Origin of the sequence: Paratractidigestivibacter sp. (assembly GCF_963660155.1) — a bacterium.
In the GTDB taxonomy this organism is placed as follows: domain Bacteria; phylum Actinomycetota; class Coriobacteriia; order Coriobacteriales; family Atopobiaceae; genus Paratractidigestivibacter.
Map to the genome: position 1 here is coordinate 1 of NZ_CAVKWG010000028.1, position 18,006 is coordinate 18,006.

The following is an 18,006-nucleotide window of genomic DNA, read 5'->3' on the forward strand; positions in this document are numbered from 1 at the left end:
GGCCTGGAGCTGTAAAGCGTCGCGACCTGCAAAGGGGACAGTCCCTTTTGCAGGTTGACCTGCAAAAGGGACTGTCCCCTTTGCAGGTCGCGACCACAAACAAAAGGCCCGGTGAGCGCGCTGCTCGCCGGGCCTTTCTTTGCAAGATGGCAGGGGTAGAAGGATTCGAACCCTCATTGACGGCACCAAAAACCGCTGTCCTAACCATTGGACGATACCCCTGTGCGCAGGCCATTGTACCAAGAAGCGCCGCCGTAAGAGTGGACAAAGGGACAGCCCCTTTGTCCACTCTCGCCATCTGCGCATTTTACGTAGCCCGTACACGAAGCGCCCGTGCGGCCCCCGCCGGCGAGCGGCTGAGTTATCATTGTGAACGGTATTTATCTGGGACCCGCAACGTATCGCATTTTGGAGGCAAATCCATGCCCATGACCGCGATTATCCTCGCCGCCGGCGAGGGAACGCGCATGAAGTCCCGTCACCCCAAGGTAATGCACAAACTTCTCGATCGCCCGCTGGTCTCGTGGGTTACGCGCGCCGCGCGCAACGCCGGGGCCGACCGCATCATCGTGGTCGTCGGCAACGGCGCCGAGGAGGTCCGCGCGCACCTCGCGTCCGAGAAGGACGTCGAATGCGTCGAGCAGACCGAGCGCCTGGGTACGGGCCACGCCACCCGCGTCGCCATCGAGGCCGCGCACGTAAGCGAGGGGCCGGTGGTCATCCTCAACGGAGACCTGCCGCTCATCGAGTCCGAAACCATCCGCGCCTTCGCCGACACCGTCTCGTCCGGCGAGCACGCCTGCGCCATCCTCACCATGACGCCGCCCGACCCCTTCGGCTACGGCCGCGTGGAGCTCGCCGCCGACGGCACCGTGGCGCGCATCATCGAGCAGAAGGACTGCACGCCCGAGCAGAGCGAGACCCTGCTGGAGTGCAACGCCGGCTGCTACGCGTTCGACGGGGCGCTTCTTGCCGCCCACGTCGGTGAGATCGGCTGCGAGAACGCGCAGCACGAGTACTACCTGCCCGACATGGTCGAGATTCTGCGCGGCCACGGCCACAGCACGACCATCACCCACTGCCCCGACTACGTCGAGGGCCTGGGCGTGAACTCCCGCGTGCAGCTCGCCGAGCTCACCGCGCTGGCGCAGGCTAAGATCAACGAGGGCCTCATGGCCTCCGGCGTCACCATGCTCGACCCCAAGACCGTGTGGGTCGGCCCGGACGTGGCCGTCGGGCGCGACACCGAGCTTCTTCCCATGACCATGCTCTGGGGCGCCACGAGCGTCGGCGAGGGCTGCACTGTAGGCCCGAACACCCGCCTCACCAACACGACCGTGGGCAACAACGTGCTGCTCGAGGAGGTCGTCGGCGTCGACGTGACCATCGACGACGACGCGACCTGCGGCCCGCGCGCGTACCTGCGCGGCGGCGCGCATGTGCTCGAAAGCGCCCACATCGGCACCCACGTCGAGCTCAAGAACACCGTCGTGGGCAAGGGCTCCAAGGTTCCCCACCTCAGCTACATCGGCGACTGCGAGATGGGCGCCGGCGTCAACATCGGCGGCGGTTCCATCACCTGCAACTACGACGGCGTGCACAAGAGCCGCACCACCATCGGCGACGGGGCGTTTATCGGCTCCGACACCATGATGGTCGCGCCCGTGAGCATCGGCGCCGGCGCCATCACCGGGGCCAGCTCCTGCATCACCAAGGATGTGCCCGCCGACGCGCTCGCCGTTGAACGCAGCGAGCAGTTCATGAAGGAAGGCTACGCGAGCAAGAGGCTTGAGCGCCTGAGGAAGGAAGCCTAATGTACGAGAACCTGAGCAATCCCGCACCCATCAACACCGAGATTAAGCTCTACACCGGACACGGCAACCCCGAGCTTTCCAAGAAGATCGCCGATATTCTGCACCTCGAGCTCCAGGGCCTGACCACCGAGAAGTTCGCCAATGGCGAGACCTATGCGCGCTTTACCGAGTCGGTCCGCGGCGACGATGTGTTCTTTATCCAGACCATGGCCGGCTCGAACGTCAACGACCTCATCATGGAGACGCTCATTGTGGCCGACGCCGCCAAGCGCGCCTCTTGCCGCAAGTTCACCGCCGTCATCCCCCACTACGGCTACGCCCGCCAAGACCGCAAGGCCGCGCCGCGCGAGCCCATCACCGCGCGCCTCGTCGCGAACCTGCTCGAGGCCGCCGGCGTCGACCAGGTGATCACCGTCGACCTGCACCAAGGCCAGATCCAAGGCTTCTTCAACATCCCCGTGACCCACCTCACCGGCCTCTACCTGCTCGGCGATTACTTCTTGAAGAACAAGGACTTCGACTGGGCAAACACCGTGGTCGTCTCGCCCGACATGGGCCGCGCCAAGGCCGCCAAGAAGCTCTCCGACTACCTGGGCTGCGAGGTCGCCATTGCCCACAAGAGCCGCCCGAAGCACAATGCGGCCGAGGTCATGGGCATCATCGGCAACATCGAGGGCAAGACCTGCATCGTCAACGACGACATGATCGACACCGCGGGCACTCTGTGCGGCTCCGTCAAGAAGCTCAAGGAGATGGGCGCAGGCAAGATCTACGTGTGCGCCACCCACGGCATCTTTACCGAGCCCGCCATCGAGCGCCTTGAGGAGGCCCCCATCGAGGAGTGCGTCGTCACCGACGTCATCCCGTGCGCCGTGGCCAACCAGGAGGGCTCCAAGATCAAGACGATCTCCATCGCCAACGAGCTCGCCGAAGCTATCTTCAGCGTGTACACCAACAAGCCGGTTTCCGACATCTTCGGCGGCAACCTGAACCTGTAGCGTCGCGCCCGCAGCGCGCGAAGGCTGTTCCTTTCGCGCCCTTCGCGCCGGTAAACGCGCCATCCGCGGGGCCGTCTTCGGGCGGCCCCGCTTTTGCTGAGAGGAGCTTACGTGGCAAAAGCGGCCACCATCATGATCGTGTGCGGGCTCGGTAACCCCGACGACGACTACGCGCGCACGCGGCACAACGCCGGCTTCGCAACCGTCGATTTGCTCGCCGAGCGGCACGGTGTCCGCTACTGGAAGAGCGAGGCGGGCGCGCAGACGGCCACGCTGACCTGGCGCGACGCCGACGGTGAGAAGCGCGAGGTGCTTCTTGCCAAGCCGATGAGCTACATGAACACGAGCGGTGGGCCGCTGTCCAAGCTGGCCCGTGCTCATCATGTACAGCCGGCCGAGATTTTGGTGATTCACGACGAAATTGACCTTGCTGCCGGCGAGATCCAGCTCAGGATGGGCGGCGGGCTCAACGCCCACAACGGCCTGCGCTCCATTGCCGACAAGCTTGGCACCCGCGACTTTGCCCGCCTGCGCTTTGGTGTGGGGCGTCCGCCCGGAAAGATGAACGTGGCAGACTACGTGCTGCGCGAGCTCAAGGGCAACTTCCTGACCGACTTCGAGGTAACGGCCCAAGACGCCGCCGATGCCGCTGAGTGCGCGCTCACCCAGGGCGTTAAATAACCGCACATTGCAAGGTTTTGCCGCTCGTGCGACGTAAACGCGAACCCGGTGCATACTTTTGCCGCTCGTGCGACGTAAAATCAGCCTCAAGACGGCCAAATGAGGCCCATACGCCCCTTGATTGGCGCTTCAGGGCGTGTTTTAACCCCAATTCACGTCGCACGAGCGGCAAAACCTTGCAGGGCCTACCTGTTTACGTCGCACGAGCGGCAAAACCTTGCAGAATCACCCGACGACTCTCTTCTGAAGCCGGGCAAAGCAATGGAGGGAATGGCCGACAGGTCATTCCCTCCATTTAATTGCCGTGCTATTCAGCGCAGTGAAGGCGCGGTGCTACTCAGCGTCACCCACAAGGGACTTGGTGATGCTTGCCGCGGCCTTCTTGCCGGCGCCCATGGCCAGGATGACCGTGGCGGCGCCGGTGACGATGTCGCCACCAGCCCAGATGCGCGGATCGGTGGTCTGGCCGGTCTCCTCGTCAGCTACGATGTAGCCCCACTTGTTGAGCTCCATCTCGCCGCCGATCTTGGCCGCGAACGGGTTGGCGTTGGTGCCGATGGCGGAGATGGCAACGTCGCAGGGAATCTCTTCGATGGCGCCCTCGATGGGCACCGGACGGCGACGGCCAGAGGCGTCGGGCTCGCCGAGCTCCATCTTCTGGACGCGAACGGCGCACACGGTGCCGTCCTCGCCGGCCACAAACTCCAGCGGGGCAACCAGAGGCATGACCTCGACGCCCTCGGCCTTGGCGTGGTGCAGCTCGGCACGACGGGCGGGCATCTCCTCCTCGGTACGGCGGTAGGCGATGATGGCGTGCTCGGCGCCCAAGCGCTTGGCGGTGCGCACGGCATCCATGGCCACGTTGCCGCCACCGAAGACCACGACGTTCTTGCCGTGCTTGGTGGGGGTGTCGTACTCAGGGAAGTTGTTGGCCTTCATCAGGTTCACACGCGTGAGGTACTCGTTGGCAAAGAACACGTTGGGCAGGTTCTCGCCGGGCACGTTGAGGAACTTGGGCAGGCCGGCGCCGGTGGCGACGTAGATGGCGTCGAAGCCCTCCTCGAAGAGCTCGTCGGCCGTGGCGATGTTGCCCACGACGGCGTTGTACTCGAAGTGGACGCCCATGGCCTCCAGGCCGTCGATCTCGCGCTTGACGACCGCCTTGGGCAGACGGAACTCGGGGATGCCGTAGACCAGCACGCCGCCACCGGTGAAGAACGCCTCGAAGACGGTGACGTCAAAGCCGTTGCGGGCCAGCTCGCCGGCGCAGGCGATGCCGGAGGGGCCGGAGCCTACGACGGCGACCTTCTTGCCGTTCTTCGGCTTCATAGCAGGTGCGGAAGCGAGCTCGGGCTGGTCGCCGACAAAGCGCTCCAGCTGGCCGATGGCCACCGGCTCGCCCTTCTTGCCGCGGACGCACTTGCCCTCGCACTGGTTCTCCTGCGGGCAGACGCGGCCGCAGATGGCGGGCAGCATCGAGTCCTCGCGGATGATGTCCAGGGCGCCGCCGTAGTTCTTGTTGCGGATCTGCTCGATGAACTTGGGGATGTTGATGTTGACGGGGCAGCCCTCGACGCAGAACGGGCGCTTGCAGTCCATGCAGCGCTCGGCCTCGGCCAGAGCCATCTCCTCGGTGAAGCCCTTGTCGACGGGACGGAAGTCGCAGGCGCGCTCGGCGGCCGGCTCCTCGTTGTCAGCGGTGCGCGGGGACTTCATGTCCGGGACAAAGCGACCATTTACCTGTGGCATGCGCAGTTCGCCTCCTCATAGGCCTTGAGGGACTGGCCCTCCTCGGTACGATATGCAGCCTGACGTGCGCGAAGGTCGTTCCAGTCGACCTTGGTGGCGTCGAAGTCGGGGCCGTCGACGCAGGCGAACTTGGTCTGGCCGTCGACCTCGACGCGGCAGCAGCCGCACATGCCGGTGCCGTCAACCATGATGGGGTTGAGGGAGGCGGTGATGGGGGTGCCATACTTCTCGGCGGTCATGGCCGAGAACTTCATCATGGGCACGGGGCCGACGCAGAAGACCTGCGTGACGGCCTTGGACTCCAGCAGGCGCTCGAGCGGGGCCGTGACCACGCCCTTCTCGCCGTAAGAGCCGTCGTCGGTGGTGATGTGAATGTGCCCGTCGTCCAGCAGCTCGCGGAACTGCTCCTCAAGCAGCAGAAGGTCCTTGGTGCGCGCGCCCATGATGGCGTGGACCTCGTGGCCGGTCTCGACCAAGTGCTTGGCGACCGGGAAGGCGATGGCCAGGCCGACGCCGCCGCCGATGACGGCACAGGGGCCGTCGGCCATCTCGGTCGGGACGCCCAGCGGGCCCGTAACGTCCTTGATGGAGTCACCGGCCTCATAGGTGGACAGCATCTCGGTGGTCTTGCCGATCACCATGAAGATGAACTCGACCCAGCCCTCGTCGGCGTTCCAGCCCGCAAGCGTGAACGGGACGCGCTCGCCCGTCTCGTTGGCGCGCACCATGAGGAACTGGCCAGCGTGAGCGTGCTTGGCCATCTTCGGCGCGTCGATGCGGAACTTGAACACCTTCTCCGAGAACTGCGTCTTTTCGAGGATCTTGTACATTAACGAAACTCCTCTCCTGCGATTCTCTTGCCATGCGGGCACCGTGCCGAATCCCCCACGAATCGAGACGCTGCCTCTAAACTGCGTTATTGTACCGCGCAACCCGCGCTCGGCCTAATGGATTGGCCACCCGCAGTCGCAGGGGCGCCGTTGGCGGAAATCGACCTAGCCGTCTGCTCAAATACCGAACTTTACGGTCGTTATTCCGAGGAGCGTCATCTATGCTGAGGACGACATGACTCGATTACCTGCGCATTTGCAAATTCCCCAAGCTCCACTACTCGGCCTTCTGCAGAACAACGACCGTAAAGTTCTGTTTTTGAGCAGCAATGATCCAAAACACTTAGAGCGGGGGCATCGGCTTCCAGTCGGGATCATGCAGAATCCTGCGCGACTCCTTGTAGCCGGCCCACAGGCGCGCCCAGCCGCTCTTCAGGTGGCTGCGGTCGACAATCAGGATACGCAGCAGCTCCTTGGCGAAGTTGGCGACGGTGCCCACCGCGTAGAGCACAGGGTTGTAATCGCCGTACACCTGGAAATATCTGGCCAGATACCCGCGGTTGCGCGTAATGTAGTAACGCGTCATGTCGCTCGCCGAGTTGAGCTGGCGCACGCTGCCGATCTCTTTGTTGGCCACCTCGCGACGACGGCTGAGCACGTAGTCGGGCACATAGTACACGTCGCAGGCCTTGCTCGCCACGTACCCGAAGCACGCATCGTCCAGGTAGATGAAGAAGCGCGGGTCGGGCAGGCCGGCCTTCTGGACCACGCGGCGAGAGAAGAAGCTTCCCTCGAAGCACAAAACGTTGCAGAGTTTATATCGCTCACCCTCGCGCCAGCCGTCACGTGAGAAGGGGTTGTAAATGGCGAGGCCGCACCAGAACCGATGCTGCCAGAAGAAATGGCCCCCGTCGAAGTCGCGGCGCCGCCCCATGATGGCGTCGGCCTCCTCGGACCAGCGACCCAAAATCGACAGCCCGTCCGGCTCGATGGCCACATCGTCGTCCATGACCCAGAACCACTCGGCGCCGAGCTCGTACGCCCGCCGCACGCCCTCGGAAAAGCCGCCGGCGCCGCCCGTGTTCTCCTCCATGGGCACGTAAACCACACGAGACGTGCCGCCGCATGCGTCCAGGTCGTCCTCTGTGTGGCCCCACAGCGAGTTCGCCCGCCCCTCGAAGTCTCGCACGATATCTGCCGTAAGCTGCGCGTTCTCGTTGTCCACGACCACCACGCGCCACGGCGCGACCGTCGACCCCTCGATGGAGTCGAGCAGCTTCGACAAGAGCTCTTGGCGCTTGAACGTGACGATAACGATGGCGGGGCGATTCATAGGAGCGCGCGTCCAATCGGTTTGGCGGTAACGCTGACTTATTATAGGGGAGCCCGCACGACCGCGGGCCTGCGTCGAGGAGGGCACATGACCAGCATCAAACAAGGGACCGTCTCCGTTGTCGTCCCAATGTACAACGTGGCCGCAACGCTCGAGCAGTGCCTCGCGAGCATCGAGTCGCAGACCTACGCCAACCTACAGATTATTTGCATGAACGACGGCTCGACCGACGACACGGCGCGCATCGCGGGCGCCCACGCGGCGCGCGATGCCCGCATCGTCGTAGTCAACAAGACCAACGAGGGCTACGGCGCCACGATGAACCGCGGCATCGCCGCCGCCGAGGGCACCTGGATCGCCATCGTGGAGCCTGACGACTACCTGGACACCACAGCGTTCGAGCAGCTCGTGGCCTGCGCCGAAGCCGTGAGCACCTCTTCCGGCAAGGTCGTCGACGTCGTGCGCTGCGCGTATTGGCGCGTCTTCGGTGAGGCCGGCGGCGAGACGCGCGCGGCCTGCCCCTATCTCCACCGCGTGAAGCCCGCCACGCAGCCGTTCGCCGTGGGCGACGGCATTGAGCTGCTGCTCCACCACCCCGCCATCTGGGCCGGCATGTATCGCCGCGAGTACCTTGAGCAGGCCGGCATTCGCTTCAACGAGGTCCCCGGCTCCGGCTGGACCGACAACCCCTTCCTCGTCCAGACGCTTTGCGGCGCAGGCGTTGGCATCGCGTACGTGGACGAGCCGCTCTACTACTATCGCGAGCACGACTTCAACGACGCCGAGGCCCTGGCCAAGAAGAGCCCGCTCACGCCGCTGACCCGTTGGAACGAGATGATGGACGCCGCGTGCGCCCTCGGCGTCGACGACGACCACGTGCTCGACGCGCTCGCGCTGCGCGGCGTCAACTACGCGACCATCACAGTGAGCGCGGCGGGAATGGAGGCCGACGGGGTCCACGATCTCGTGGAGCGCTCGATGGAGCGGCTGGACCCGGCGCGCGTGTTTGCCATCCCCGCGCTGTCAGGAAACGCAAAGGCTATGTTTGCGCAGGTAAGAGGTATCGAAGTACCAGCGGAAAACAAAGCCGCGCGCGTGAGGTACCTGGCTCGCGAAGCCGCATATCGCGTCCGTGTGAACGGCCTCGGCTTCGTCGCTCAAAACGTCAAGAGGCGCCTGAACCGCCTCTAGCCCCGGCCCCTGGCCCCTACTCCCCTACCCCTTATAGTTCGGAAGGCTTCCAAACTTCAGAAGCCTTCCGAACTTTAGTTAGAGGTCTTATAGCCGCAGGTAAATCGCTTGCGCTGCAAGCTTTCAGCTGCCCGAAAAAGTTTGGAAGCCTTCCGAACTTTAGAGGAGAGGTGCGAGGGGCGCGCGGGCGCGGCGAGCGTGAGGGCGCGGGGCTTACAGGAAGGCATCGGGGGTGAGGGTCGACGGAGCGCCGCGGCGAAGCACGTTGAGCAGGCGCGCTTGGACAATCGCCATCTGAACGTTTTGCGTCTTGATGGGTCCGACCAACGCCTTCGCGGCGCCGTCACGCGGCTTGGCCACGCTCGCCGCCAGCTGCGCGCGCTCACTCGAAATCAGCTTTCTAACCAGCTCTCGGACGCCGTCGCCCTTATCGCCGCCCTGTCCGGACCCGGAGCAGGCGCACTCAACGCACAGGGCCAACATCTCGAGGTAACGGCTGGTGAGCATATCCATGCTCGCAGGGTCGCCCAGCATGTCCCACCCGCTCAGCAAATCGTGCACGTCGTCGTAGCCGGCGTTCAGGCGGGCAAAGAGCTCGCGCGCACCGTCGGCCCCTCCTAGGTTCGGGAGTTCGCGACTCACGCGATAACCGCGTCCCACAAAAGCCACACGTTCAACGCGCCGCAGGTAATCGGCCACAAACGAGTGGTCATTGCCAGACTGCGCGTCAAAACGGCAGCGCTCGGAAGCCACGCGCTCGCGAACGAACAGCTTGCCGGTCGCGGGCATGAGGCGGCCCGATGCGAAGTGACGCCACGCGTCGGCACGGAAGTCGTGCTGGGTAAGATAGCGCGTGTCCTCGTCATCGCACTCCATCTCGACCGTGCGCCGGCCGCTCACGACCTCGGCAGAAACCCCGCCGACCACAAGCTCAGCATGGTACACCGCAACCGCGTCAACGAGCTTCTGTAGGTAGGTGGACTCGATCCACGCGTCAGGGTCCATCACAAAGAGATAGTCGCCGCGAGCATCGGCAAGCGCGAGGTTCAACGCCTCCTCGCGGGGGCACTCCGGCACATGCTCGACGCGCACGCGGATGTCGCGCTCGGAAGCCACATCGAGGGCTCGGGCGGTCCCGTCCGTGGACCCGGCGTCCACCACAACGGTCTCAACGTTGCGCAGGGTCTGGTTCTGAATACTGTCGAGCGCGCGGCGCAGCGTCTTCTCGGCGTTGCGAGCACACATGAGCACAGAGACCGTCGGCGATGTCGGGGAGAAGTGGGGCAAATGGATACCTATCGCAAGCTGCCCTTGGTTGGGGCTGACCTTACCTGTAAGGCCATTATCCAGACCATTTATGCACTCCTTGTGTGCGCAGGCAGACTCCCCAAATCATCAAAAATGCCCCACGGCCATTCGCGTGAGAAATAGCAGTGGCCCCTTCGTCTCATGCCGCGCGCGAAACAAGCCGAAAGGACCGTAATTCTTGTCGCTTTGTATAGGCTCTTTAACTACTCACCCTCAACGAGCGTGCCGAGCATAATGCACAGCCACGTCTTGTCAACGGCTTGATAACCCGTCTCGTACGTGGAACCGTCCTCTGCCTGCGCCGTATCGGCTTTTGTGGGCGCGTCAAAAGTTCCGATGGCCTCAACGCCTCCGAGCTGCGAGATCTTGTTGCCCAAGGCCACGAGCTCGGCTGCAGTCATATCGGTGCGAATCTTCATAACAAGGTCAAGCGAGTCGTCGACCAGCTTGCCCGAATCGGTGCCGGCAAGAGCCGCCACGCGCGCGAGCACATCTTCGGTCGACACAACAACGTGCGAGAACTTGACATTGAGCGCCGCGTTGAGCGGCGTCACGCACGCTGCGGGGCCGGAACTCGCGCAGAGCTCCGCCAAAGACGAGCTCGTGCCGGCGCTCGCGGTCACCTTGACGTCGCCGCCGACGTTGGCCATCTGCGCGGTAATGCTCGCTGCGCTCTCGTCCTCGCCCTCCTCGGGCACGTGCTCACGGATAACGAGCACGTGCGCGGACTGCAGCTGCGCGCCCTTGGCGAGCTCGCCGTCGCCGGAAACGGTAAGCAACAAGATCTTGGTGAAGCTGTCCTGCGAGATGGAGTAGCTGTCGTCCGTGACGGTCATGTACGACTGGTTGCTGACCTGCTTGCCCAGCGTGGAGTCGTTGAGACGAGCCTCCTTGCCCACACGGTCGGCCACACAGCTCACGGTGAGGACCAAGGCGATGGCCACGACGGCAAGCACCACGCCGCCGATGGTGTTGGTATACGGCCCGGGGGCGGGCACGTCGGTGCGCTCAAAACGCTCGCGCTTCCTAAAGAGCATGAAAACCGCCTTCCCACGCGCCTGCGCGCGCAAATCTCCTGTTTACAACAGGATACCTAACGCGACGGCGCCGAGCCCCGCGACAACCGCGGTAACGTAAACCAAAACGGTAATGAGCAGATTTTGGCGCGCGCTGGCGTTTGTTCTCCACAGCACGAGCAGGCCGACACCGCCCGAGGAGAGCAGGCCGGCAAGCATGGGGCCGGTCGCCAGCGTTCCGTCAAGGAAGAGCTCCGAGATGGCGACGGAAGCGCCACAGTTAGGGATAAGGCCCACGAGCGCGGATAGGAACGTGGCGCGCACCGGGTGGTTGGCCAGCGCGGCGCCGATGGCGTCCTCGCCCACGCCCTCGATAATCAGGCCGAAAACGAACGTGATGACGAAGATGAACGCGGCGACCTGGACGGTGTGGACCAGCGCGCAGCGCACGATACCCCAGACGCCGCGGCCGTGGTGGTGATGGCCGGCGTGGTCGTGGGCATGGGCGTCGCGGCCGTGGGCGCGCTCGTGGCCGGCGTGGTTGTGGGCGTGCGCGCTGGCCGCGCCGTCGCCGTCAGCCTTGTGGGCGCAGCACCTGCCACAGCACGCTCCCTCGCCGTCGGCGAGCCCCTCTTCGCACTCGTCCTCGCAGTGGCAGTGCTCGCGCTCGCAGAGCTCGTGGATGTGCACGTGGCCGTCGCCCGTGTGGTTGGACGCGCGCAGCATGGCGTCGAGCCCAAGGCCGACAACCAGACCAAACACGACCTTGATGCCGATGATGGCGGCCATGCGGCTCGGCGCGGCCTGATGCGCTACGAAGACCGGGATCAGCTCATCAGATGTGGAGAGGATCACCGCGACGAGCGTGCCCGCCGTGACGACGCGCCCCGCGAAGAGCGTTGCCGTCATGGCCGAGAAACCGCACTGTGGCAGCGCGCCCAGAAGCGCGCCCGCGATCGGGCCGGCGTGGTCGGTGCGCTCGACGATCCTGCGGACCTTATCGCTGGCCGCGTGCTCGAGCGCCTCCATCGCCAGGTACGTGAGAAGCAGAAACGGTATGAGGTTCAGCGTGTCGTGCACCGAGTCCTTAAGCACGTCAACTAACAAATCCAAAGCTCAAAGCCTTTCTTTAACAGCGGTTTGGGGACAGTCCCCTTTCTGCAGCGGTTTGGGGACACACCTCTGCGGGAACCTGCAAAAGGGACTGTCGCAGATGCGGGTCAGCGCCAGGCTGCAAGGGCGCCGGCCGGGTAGTCGACGCCGACGAACGTGAGGCCGCGGGCGGGCGCGCAGGGGCCGGCGGCGGCGCGGTCGCAGGCCGCCAAGGCATCGGCCACCCATGTCGCGTCGCGATGGCCGCGCCCGACCTCCACGAGCGTCCCCGCGATGGTCCGCACCATGTTGTGAAGAAACGCGTTGCCCTCGATGTCGATGCACACGAGCGCCTCTCCGGCCTCCTCGATCTCGCTCACGCTCAGGTGACCCACATATCGATGCGTCGGCTTGTCGACGGCCGAGGTGGCCTTACAGAAGCTCTTGAAGTCATGCTCGCCCACGAGGCACTGCGCGGCATCGTGCATGGCGGCGACATCGAGGGCGCCCTTGTACCACCAAGCGTGGTCCCATGCCATGATGGGCCGCGTGTCGCCAGCCGCGATGCGGTAGCGGTAGCGTCGGGCCTCGGCATCGAAGCGCGCCGAGAAGTCCGCCCCCGCGCGGTACAGGCCAACTATCGAGAGGTCATCTGGCGTGAGTGCCACGAGGCTGCGACGTAGGCGCCGGCCCGCAAGCCCTAGCTCGGCGGCGCTCACCGGCACACTGACGTGCTGCGCGATGGCGTGGACGCCCGCGTCGGTTCGCCCGGCGCAGGTGAGCTCGACGGGGCGGCGCAGCGTAGTCTCGAGCGCGCGGCGCAGCTCGCCTGCGACGGTGCGCTGGCAGGGCTGCTCAGCGAAGCCTGCGAAGCCTTCGCCGCGGTAGCCGAGCTTGACCACCAGCGTGCCCGCGGCCTCAGCCTCCCCCACCATCGGCGTCTCGCGCGGCACGGCCTCGCGCACATACGAACTCATGAACACATCCTCCCACGTCACCAAAAAAGGGCCCCGGCAAATGCCAGGGCCCTTGAGCTCTTCTTGCAAAGAGAAACCACTACTCGACGGTCTCCTCGGCAGCGGCCTCCTCGACGACCTCAGCCTTGGGGGCCTCGGCCACGGCAGAAACCTTGGACACGGTGGTCTTGGCAGCCTTGGCCTTGGGGGTGACGGGCTCGGTGACGAGCTCCATCAGAACCATCTCGGCGGCATCGCCCTTACGAGGACCGAGCTTCATGATGCGAGTGTAGCCACCGTTACGGTCGGCCCACATGCCCTGCGCGGCCTTCTCGAAGACCTCGCGGATGACCTCTTTGTCGTTGAGATAAGCGATGGCAAGACGGCGAGAGTGGATGTCGCCCTTCTTGGCCCAGGTGATGATCTTGTCAACATCGCCGCGGATGGCCTTGGCGCGGACGTCGATCGTCTTGATACGGTCGTTCATGAACAGGGCACGAACGAGGCTGCGCTTCATAGCCTTGGTGTGCGCAGCGTCGGTGCCGAGCTTCATGCCCTTCTTCTTGTTGTGACGCATTTTCTGCTTCTCCTAAGCGTTCAGGCGCACGTTAAGCCTTGAGCGAGAGGCCCATGGACTCGAGCTTGTCCTTGACTTCCTCGATGGACTTAACGCCAAAGTTACGGATGTTGAGAAGGTCGTTCTCGGAGAACTCAACGAGCTGGCGAACGGCGTGGATGCCGGCGCGCTTGAGGCAGTTGTAAGAACGGACGGAAAGGTCCAGGTCCTCAATCTGCTTGTCGAGCTCGACGTTGTCCTCAACGGTGCTGGTGGTAAAGATCGAGGCGTCCTCGACAGGCTCGTCCTCATCGGCCAAGCTCATGAACGCACTCATGTGCTGGTTGATGATGTTGGAAGCCTCGACGACGGCATCGCGCGGGGTCATGGAACCGTTGGTCTCGACCTCGAGCAGCAGACTGTCGTAGTCCGTGCGACGGCCGACGCGGTAGTTCTCGACGACCTTGGCGCACCGACGGACGGGAGAGTAGAGCGAGTCGACGTGAATGACACCGATCGGATCGCTCTCGCGCTCGTTGTCCTCGTTGGACACGTAGCCGCGACCTATACCGATGCGCATCCTCATGGTGAGGTGGGCGCCCTCGGAAAGGGTGCAGATGACGTGCTCGGGGTTCACAATCTGGAACTCCGCGGGGATGTCGAAGTCGCCGGCCGTGACAGTCATGGGACCATCGACCGAGATGGAGGCCTCTGCCTCGCTGCCGGTGCCCATGGAGCGGAACACCAGGCCCTTGACGTTGAGGACGATGTCGGTGACGTCCTCGTAGACACCCTCGACGGTCGTGAACTCGTGCTGCACGCCGTCGATGGAGATGGCCTCAACGGCCGCCCCCTCGAGCGACGAGAGAAGCACCCGGCGCAGGGAGTTGCCCAGGGTATCGCCGTAGCCGCGCTCGAGCGGGGCGACGGAGATGCGGGCGAGCCTGTCGCTGATCTCCTCTACCGACACCTGCGGTCGGATGAATTCGGACATTGCTACCTCCAAACAGGGTCGGGCTTACTTGGAGTAGAGCTCGACGATGAGCTGAGCGTCGATGTCGAGATCGATCTGGTCGCGGGTCGGGACCTGAAGAACGGTGCCCTTGAGCTTCTCGATGTCGACCTCGAGCCAGGCGGGAACGGCCATGTGCTCGGAGGAGATCAGGGCCTCCTTGATGGGGAGAAGGTCCTTGTACTTGGGGGCAACGGCGATGACGTCGCCGGCCTTGACCTGCGCGGAGGGGATGTCGCAGCGGTGGCCGTTCACGGTGATGTGACCGTGGCGGACCGTCTGACGGGCCTCCTTGCGGGTGCGGGCGAAGCCGAGACGGAAGACAACATTGTCAAGACGGCACTCGAGCAGGCTCATCAGGTTGTCGCCGGTGATGCCCTGGGTCTTCTTGGCCTTGTCGTAGTAGCCGTGGAACTGCTTCTCGAGCACGCCGTAGATGAACTTAGCCTTCTGCTTCTCGCGAAGCTGAATACCGTACTCGCTCTCCTTGCGGCGACGCTTGGGCTCGCGGTGAGAAGTCTTGTTAATTCCCATCACGACGGGGTCGATGCCGAGCTGGCGGCACCTCTTAAGGACGGGAGTCCTATCAACAGCCATTATTAAATCCTCCTAGAGCTACACGCGACGACGCTTGCTCAGACGGCAACCGTTGTGCGCGATGGGGGTCTTGTCCTGGATGCCCGAAACCTCGAGGCCGGCAGCCTGGAGGGAACGGATGGCGGTCTCGCGGCCGGAGCCGGGGCCCTTCACGAAGACAGCGACCTTGTGCAGGCCGTGCTCCATGGCCGCCTTGGCAGCGGCCTCGGCGGCCAGCTGAGCGGCGAACGGCGTGGACTTACGGGAGCCCTTGAAGCCGACGGTGCCACCGGACTGCCAGGAGATGACGTTGCCCTGGGGGTCGGTGATGGAGACAATCGTGTTGTTGAACGTGCTCTTGATGTGGGCCTGGCCCACAGCGATGTTCTTACGCTCGGAGCGGCGGACGCGCGTGTTGCGAGCGTTCTTCTTCTGCGCCATGTTCTACCCCTACTTCTTCTTCTTGCCGCCGACCTGACGCTTCTTACCCTTTCGAGTGCGAGCGTTGGTCTTGGTGCGCTGGCCACGAACGGGGAGGCCCTTGCGGTGACGGAGGCCGCGGTAGCAGCCGATCTCCATCAGGCGGCCAATGTTCTGACGCGTCTCACGACGGAGGTCGCCCTCGGTCGTGTAGTTGGCATCGATGAAGTCGCGAATCTTGGTGACCTCATCCTCGGTCAGATCCTTGACGCGGGTATCGGGGTTAACGCCGGTCTCGGCGCAAATCTTGGTGGCACGGGTGCGACCGATGCCGTAGATGTAGGTGAGTCCGATCTCGACGCGCTTCTCGCGCGGGAGGTCGACGCCGTTAATACGGGCCAACTTGGTGCTCCTTCCTTAGCCCTGACGCTGCTTGTGGCGCGGGTTCTCGCAAATGACGTAAACCTTGCCGTGGCGACGAATGATCTTGCACTTGTCGCACATCTTCTTGACCGAAGGACGTACCTTCATGAGTCATTCCTTTCGGTAGTGCTGATACGAACTTTATCTACTCGCCCAGCCGCTGGCGTGATTTCCTAGGCTGAATGCGACACAGCTCCTACTTGTAGCGGTAGGTGATGCGGCCGCGGGTCAGGTCGTAGGGAGAAATCTCCACGACGACCTTGTCACCCGGTAGGATTCGGATGTAGTTCATCCTGATTTTTCCCGAGATGGTGCAGAGAATGGTCTTACCGTTCTCGAGCTCCACGTTGAACATAGCGTTGGGCAGCGGCTCAACGACCTTGCCCTCGAGTTCGATTGCGTCTTGCTTGCTCAAAGTAATCCCTCTCTACGCCGTGACAGCGACTAACAAATATATCGAAAATTCACGGAGGCGTCCACGACCGCCAAAATCGCTCCACAACCTCACCACGGGTTGCGATGCGATTGCCGCCGGGCGCCGGAAGGTCTGTCCCCTTTCCGCTGCGGTTTGGGGACTGTCCCCTATTAGCAGGTGGGTTAGAGGTCGCACCAGGGGCCGGAGTCGTCGGCGGTGAGGACGAGCGGGCCGTCCGGGGTGATGGCCACCGTGTTCTCGTAGTGGGCCGCGGGCAGGCCATCGGCGGTGACGACGGTCCAGCCGTTGCCGAGGGTCCGACACTCGTAGGTGCCCATGGTGATCATCGGCTCGATGGCGATGACCATGCCGGCCTGGAGCTTAACGCCCCGCCCCTTCTTGCCGTAGTTGCGGACCTCGGGGTCCTCGTGCATCTTGCGGCCGACGCCGTGGCCGACGTAATCGCGGACGACGCCGAAGCCGTTGTCCTCGGCGAGGGTCTGGATGGCGGCGCCAATGTCGCCGAGGCGGTTGCCGACGACGGCCTGCTCGATGCCGGCCTTGAGGCAATCGCGCGTGACCTCGCAAAGCGCGAGGGTCGCCTCGTCGGGCTCACCGACGAAGAAGGTCCAGGCGTTGTCGCCCACCCAGCCGTTATAGGTCGCGCCGGTGTCGATGGAGACGATGTCGCCGTCCTTCAGCACGGTAGAGGGAGACGGGATACCATGGACGACCTGGTCGTTAACGGAGGCGCAGATGCTGCCAGGAAACCCGCCGTAACCCTTGAACGTAGGGGCGCCGTCGTGCGAGCGGATGAAGCTCTCGACGGCTTGGTCGATGTCGTAGGTCGACATGCCAGCCGAAACCATGCTCCCAGCTAGACGGAGGGCCGCCTTGGACAGTGCCCCGGCGGCCCTCATCTGCTCTATCTGCTGAGGAGATTTGAGCTTGATCATAGGTTCAGGAGGTCCTTAACGTCGGCGTAAACCTCGTCGACGGAGCGGTTGCCGTCGACCTCCTTAAGAATCGAATGACCCTTGTAGTACTCGATCAGCGGAGCCGTCTGGGTGTGGTAAGTATCCAGGCGGTGCTGAATCGTCTCGGCCTTATCGTCGTCGCGCTGGTACATCTCACCCTCGCAGCGCGGGCAGGTGTCGGTGCCGGCAGGAGCGGTGTAGCCGCAGGACTTGCAGGTGCGGCGGGAAGACAGGCGAGCAACGACGGCCTCGTCGGGAACGCTGACGAGCAGCGCGGCATCGAGGTCGCGGCCCATGTCGGCGAGCTCGGAGTCGAGCGCGACGGCCTGCGCGGTGTTGCGGGGGAAGCCATCGAGGATGAAGCCCTTATTGGCATCATCGGAATCGAGGCGCTCCTTGACCAAGTCGATGACGAGCTGATCGGGGACGAGCTGACCGGACTCCATGTAACCCTTGGCCTTGACACCAAGCTCGGAACCGGCCTTGACAGCGGCGCGGAGAAGATCGCCGGTGGAGATGTGGGCGAAGCCGCAGTCCTCCACGAGCTTCTGGCCCTGGGTACCCTTACCGGCGCCCGGGGCGCCAAGAAGAACGATGTTCATCAGTGATGCCCTTTCTCTAAAAGTACTAAGTACTTACTTGGCCGAAAACTCACCCGC

At 63.9% G+C, this 18,006-nt stretch carries 20 protein-coding genes and 1 tRNA gene; 4 read left to right on the forward strand and 17 right to left on the reverse strand.

Translation table 11 applies throughout. From position 1 onward, the window contains the following. Positions 1-147: 147 nt before the first annotated feature. Positions 148-222: transfer RNA gene (locus tag U5709_RS04675), tRNA-Gln, on the reverse strand. Between the two features lie 200 nt (positions 223-422). Here U5709_RS04675 and glmU point away from each other — a divergent pair. From glmU to pth, 3 genes are all read left to right on the forward strand, one after another. After that, on the forward strand, positions 423-1,814 hold the full coding sequence (gene glmU, locus U5709_RS04680) for a bifunctional UDP-N-acetylglucosamine diphosphorylase/glucosamine-1-phosphate N-acetyltransferase GlmU (protein ID WP_321971667.1): 1,392 nt from the start codon (positions 423-425) through the stop codon (positions 1,812-1,814). Then, the gene (locus U5709_RS04685; protein ID WP_321971668.1) at positions 1,814-2,812 is read left to right on the forward strand and encodes a ribose-phosphate pyrophosphokinase; all 999 of its coding nucleotides are present in this window, start codon (positions 1,814-1,816) and stop codon (positions 2,810-2,812) included. Before glmU ends, U5709_RS04685 begins: the two co-directional genes overlap by 1 nt. 132 nt (positions 2,813-2,944) lie before the next feature. After that, a complete protein-coding gene (gene pth / locus U5709_RS04690) occupies positions 2,945-3,493 on the forward strand; it encodes an aminoacyl-tRNA hydrolase (RefSeq protein ID WP_321971735.1) in 549 nt (182 codons plus the stop codon). Between the two features lie 333 nt (positions 3,494-3,826). On the opposite strand, the gene gltA is transcribed toward pth, so the two are convergent. From gltA to U5709_RS04705, 3 genes are all read right to left on the reverse strand, one after another. Then, positions 3,827-5,242 carry an NADPH-dependent glutamate synthase gene (gene gltA, locus U5709_RS04695; protein ID WP_321971669.1) on the reverse strand — a complete coding sequence of 472 codons (1,416 nt, stop codon included), beginning with the start codon at positions 5,240-5,242 and terminating at the stop codon, positions 3,827-3,829. Beyond that, the gene (locus U5709_RS04700) at positions 5,230-6,072 is read right to left on the reverse strand and encodes a sulfide/dihydroorotate dehydrogenase-like FAD/NAD-binding protein (RefSeq protein ID WP_321971670.1); all 843 of its coding nucleotides are present in this window, start codon (positions 6,070-6,072) and stop codon (positions 5,230-5,232) included. Before U5709_RS04700 ends, gltA begins: the two co-directional genes overlap by 13 nt. Positions 6,073-6,415: 343 nt before the next feature. Further along, positions 6,416-7,405 carry a glycosyltransferase gene (locus U5709_RS04705; protein ID WP_321971671.1) on the reverse strand — a complete coding sequence of 330 codons (990 nt, stop codon included), beginning with the start codon at positions 7,403-7,405 and terminating at the stop codon, positions 6,416-6,418. A gap of 87 nt (positions 7,406-7,492) precedes the next feature. Between U5709_RS04705 and U5709_RS04710 the strand changes: the two genes are divergently transcribed. Further along, positions 7,493-8,596: a glycosyltransferase family 2 protein gene (locus tag U5709_RS04710; RefSeq protein ID WP_321972909.1), complete on the forward strand. Its 1,104-nt coding sequence runs from the start codon at positions 7,493-7,495 to the stop codon at positions 8,594-8,596. A 213-nt stretch (positions 8,597-8,809) separates the two neighbouring features. Here U5709_RS04710 and U5709_RS04715 read toward each other — a convergent pair whose 3' ends face one another. From U5709_RS04715 to U5709_RS04775, 13 genes are all read right to left on the reverse strand, one after another. Beyond that, on the reverse strand, positions 8,810-9,883 hold the full coding sequence (locus tag U5709_RS04715; protein ID WP_321972910.1) for a glycosyltransferase family A protein: 1,074 nt from the start codon (positions 9,881-9,883) through the stop codon (positions 8,810-8,812). A 224-nt stretch (positions 9,884-10,107) separates the two neighbouring features. Further along, complete coding sequence (locus U5709_RS04720; protein ID WP_321971674.1) at positions 10,108-10,941, reverse strand: hypothetical protein; 834 nt, start codon at positions 10,939-10,941, stop codon at positions 10,108-10,110. Between the two features lie 42 nt (positions 10,942-10,983). Continuing rightward, a complete protein-coding gene (locus U5709_RS04725) occupies positions 10,984-12,033 on the reverse strand; it encodes a putative manganese transporter (RefSeq protein WP_321971675.1) in 1,050 nt (349 codons plus the stop codon). A 107-nt stretch (positions 12,034-12,140) separates the two neighbouring features. Beyond that, complete coding sequence (gene truA, locus U5709_RS04730; RefSeq protein ID WP_415913448.1) at positions 12,141-12,989, reverse strand: tRNA pseudouridine(38-40) synthase TruA; 849 nt, start codon at positions 12,987-12,989, stop codon at positions 12,141-12,143. A gap of 79 nt (positions 12,990-13,068) precedes the next feature. Next, positions 13,069-13,545 (reverse strand): 50S ribosomal protein L17, encoded by a 477-nt coding sequence (rplQ, locus tag U5709_RS04735; protein ID WP_321972911.1) that lies wholly within the window; start codon positions 13,543-13,545, stop codon positions 13,069-13,071. 31 nt (positions 13,546-13,576) lie between these two features. Next, entirely contained in the window at positions 13,577-14,518 is a 942-nt protein-coding gene (locus tag U5709_RS04740) for a DNA-directed RNA polymerase subunit alpha (protein ID WP_321972912.1), read from the reverse strand. A 24-nt stretch (positions 14,519-14,542) separates the two neighbouring features. Beyond that, the gene (gene rpsD / locus U5709_RS04745; protein WP_321972913.1) at positions 14,543-15,133 is read right to left on the reverse strand and encodes a 30S ribosomal protein S4; all 591 of its coding nucleotides are present in this window, start codon (positions 15,131-15,133) and stop codon (positions 14,543-14,545) included. Positions 15,134-15,151: 18 nt separating this feature from the next. Beyond that, positions 15,152-15,553 (reverse strand): 30S ribosomal protein S11, encoded by a 402-nt coding sequence (gene rpsK, locus U5709_RS04750; protein ID WP_321971679.1) that lies wholly within the window; start codon positions 15,551-15,553, stop codon positions 15,152-15,154. Positions 15,554-15,562: 9 nt separating this feature from the next. After that, a complete protein-coding gene (gene rpsM / locus U5709_RS04755; RefSeq protein ID WP_321972914.1) occupies positions 15,563-15,934 on the reverse strand; it encodes a 30S ribosomal protein S13 in 372 nt (123 codons plus the stop codon). 15 nt (positions 15,935-15,949) lie between these two features. Then, on the reverse strand, positions 15,950-16,063 hold the full coding sequence (gene rpmJ, locus U5709_RS04760; protein ID WP_013252436.1) for a 50S ribosomal protein L36: 114 nt from the start codon (positions 16,061-16,063) through the stop codon (positions 15,950-15,952). A gap of 88 nt (positions 16,064-16,151) precedes the next feature. Beyond that, positions 16,152-16,370, reverse strand: coding sequence for a translation initiation factor IF-1 (infA, locus tag U5709_RS04765; protein ID WP_075575875.1), 219 nt, complete (start codon positions 16,368-16,370; stop codon positions 16,152-16,154). A 182-nt stretch (positions 16,371-16,552) separates the two neighbouring features. Then, positions 16,553-17,326, reverse strand: a complete 774-nt coding sequence (map, locus tag U5709_RS04770) for a type I methionyl aminopeptidase (protein ID WP_321972915.1) — start codon at positions 17,324-17,326, stop codon at positions 16,553-16,555. Further along, complete coding sequence (locus U5709_RS04775) at positions 17,323-17,949, reverse strand: adenylate kinase (protein ID WP_321972916.1); 627 nt, start codon at positions 17,947-17,949, stop codon at positions 17,323-17,325. The genes map and U5709_RS04775 overlap by 4 nt, the downstream gene beginning before the upstream one ends. Positions 17,950-18,006 lie beyond the last annotated feature (57 nt).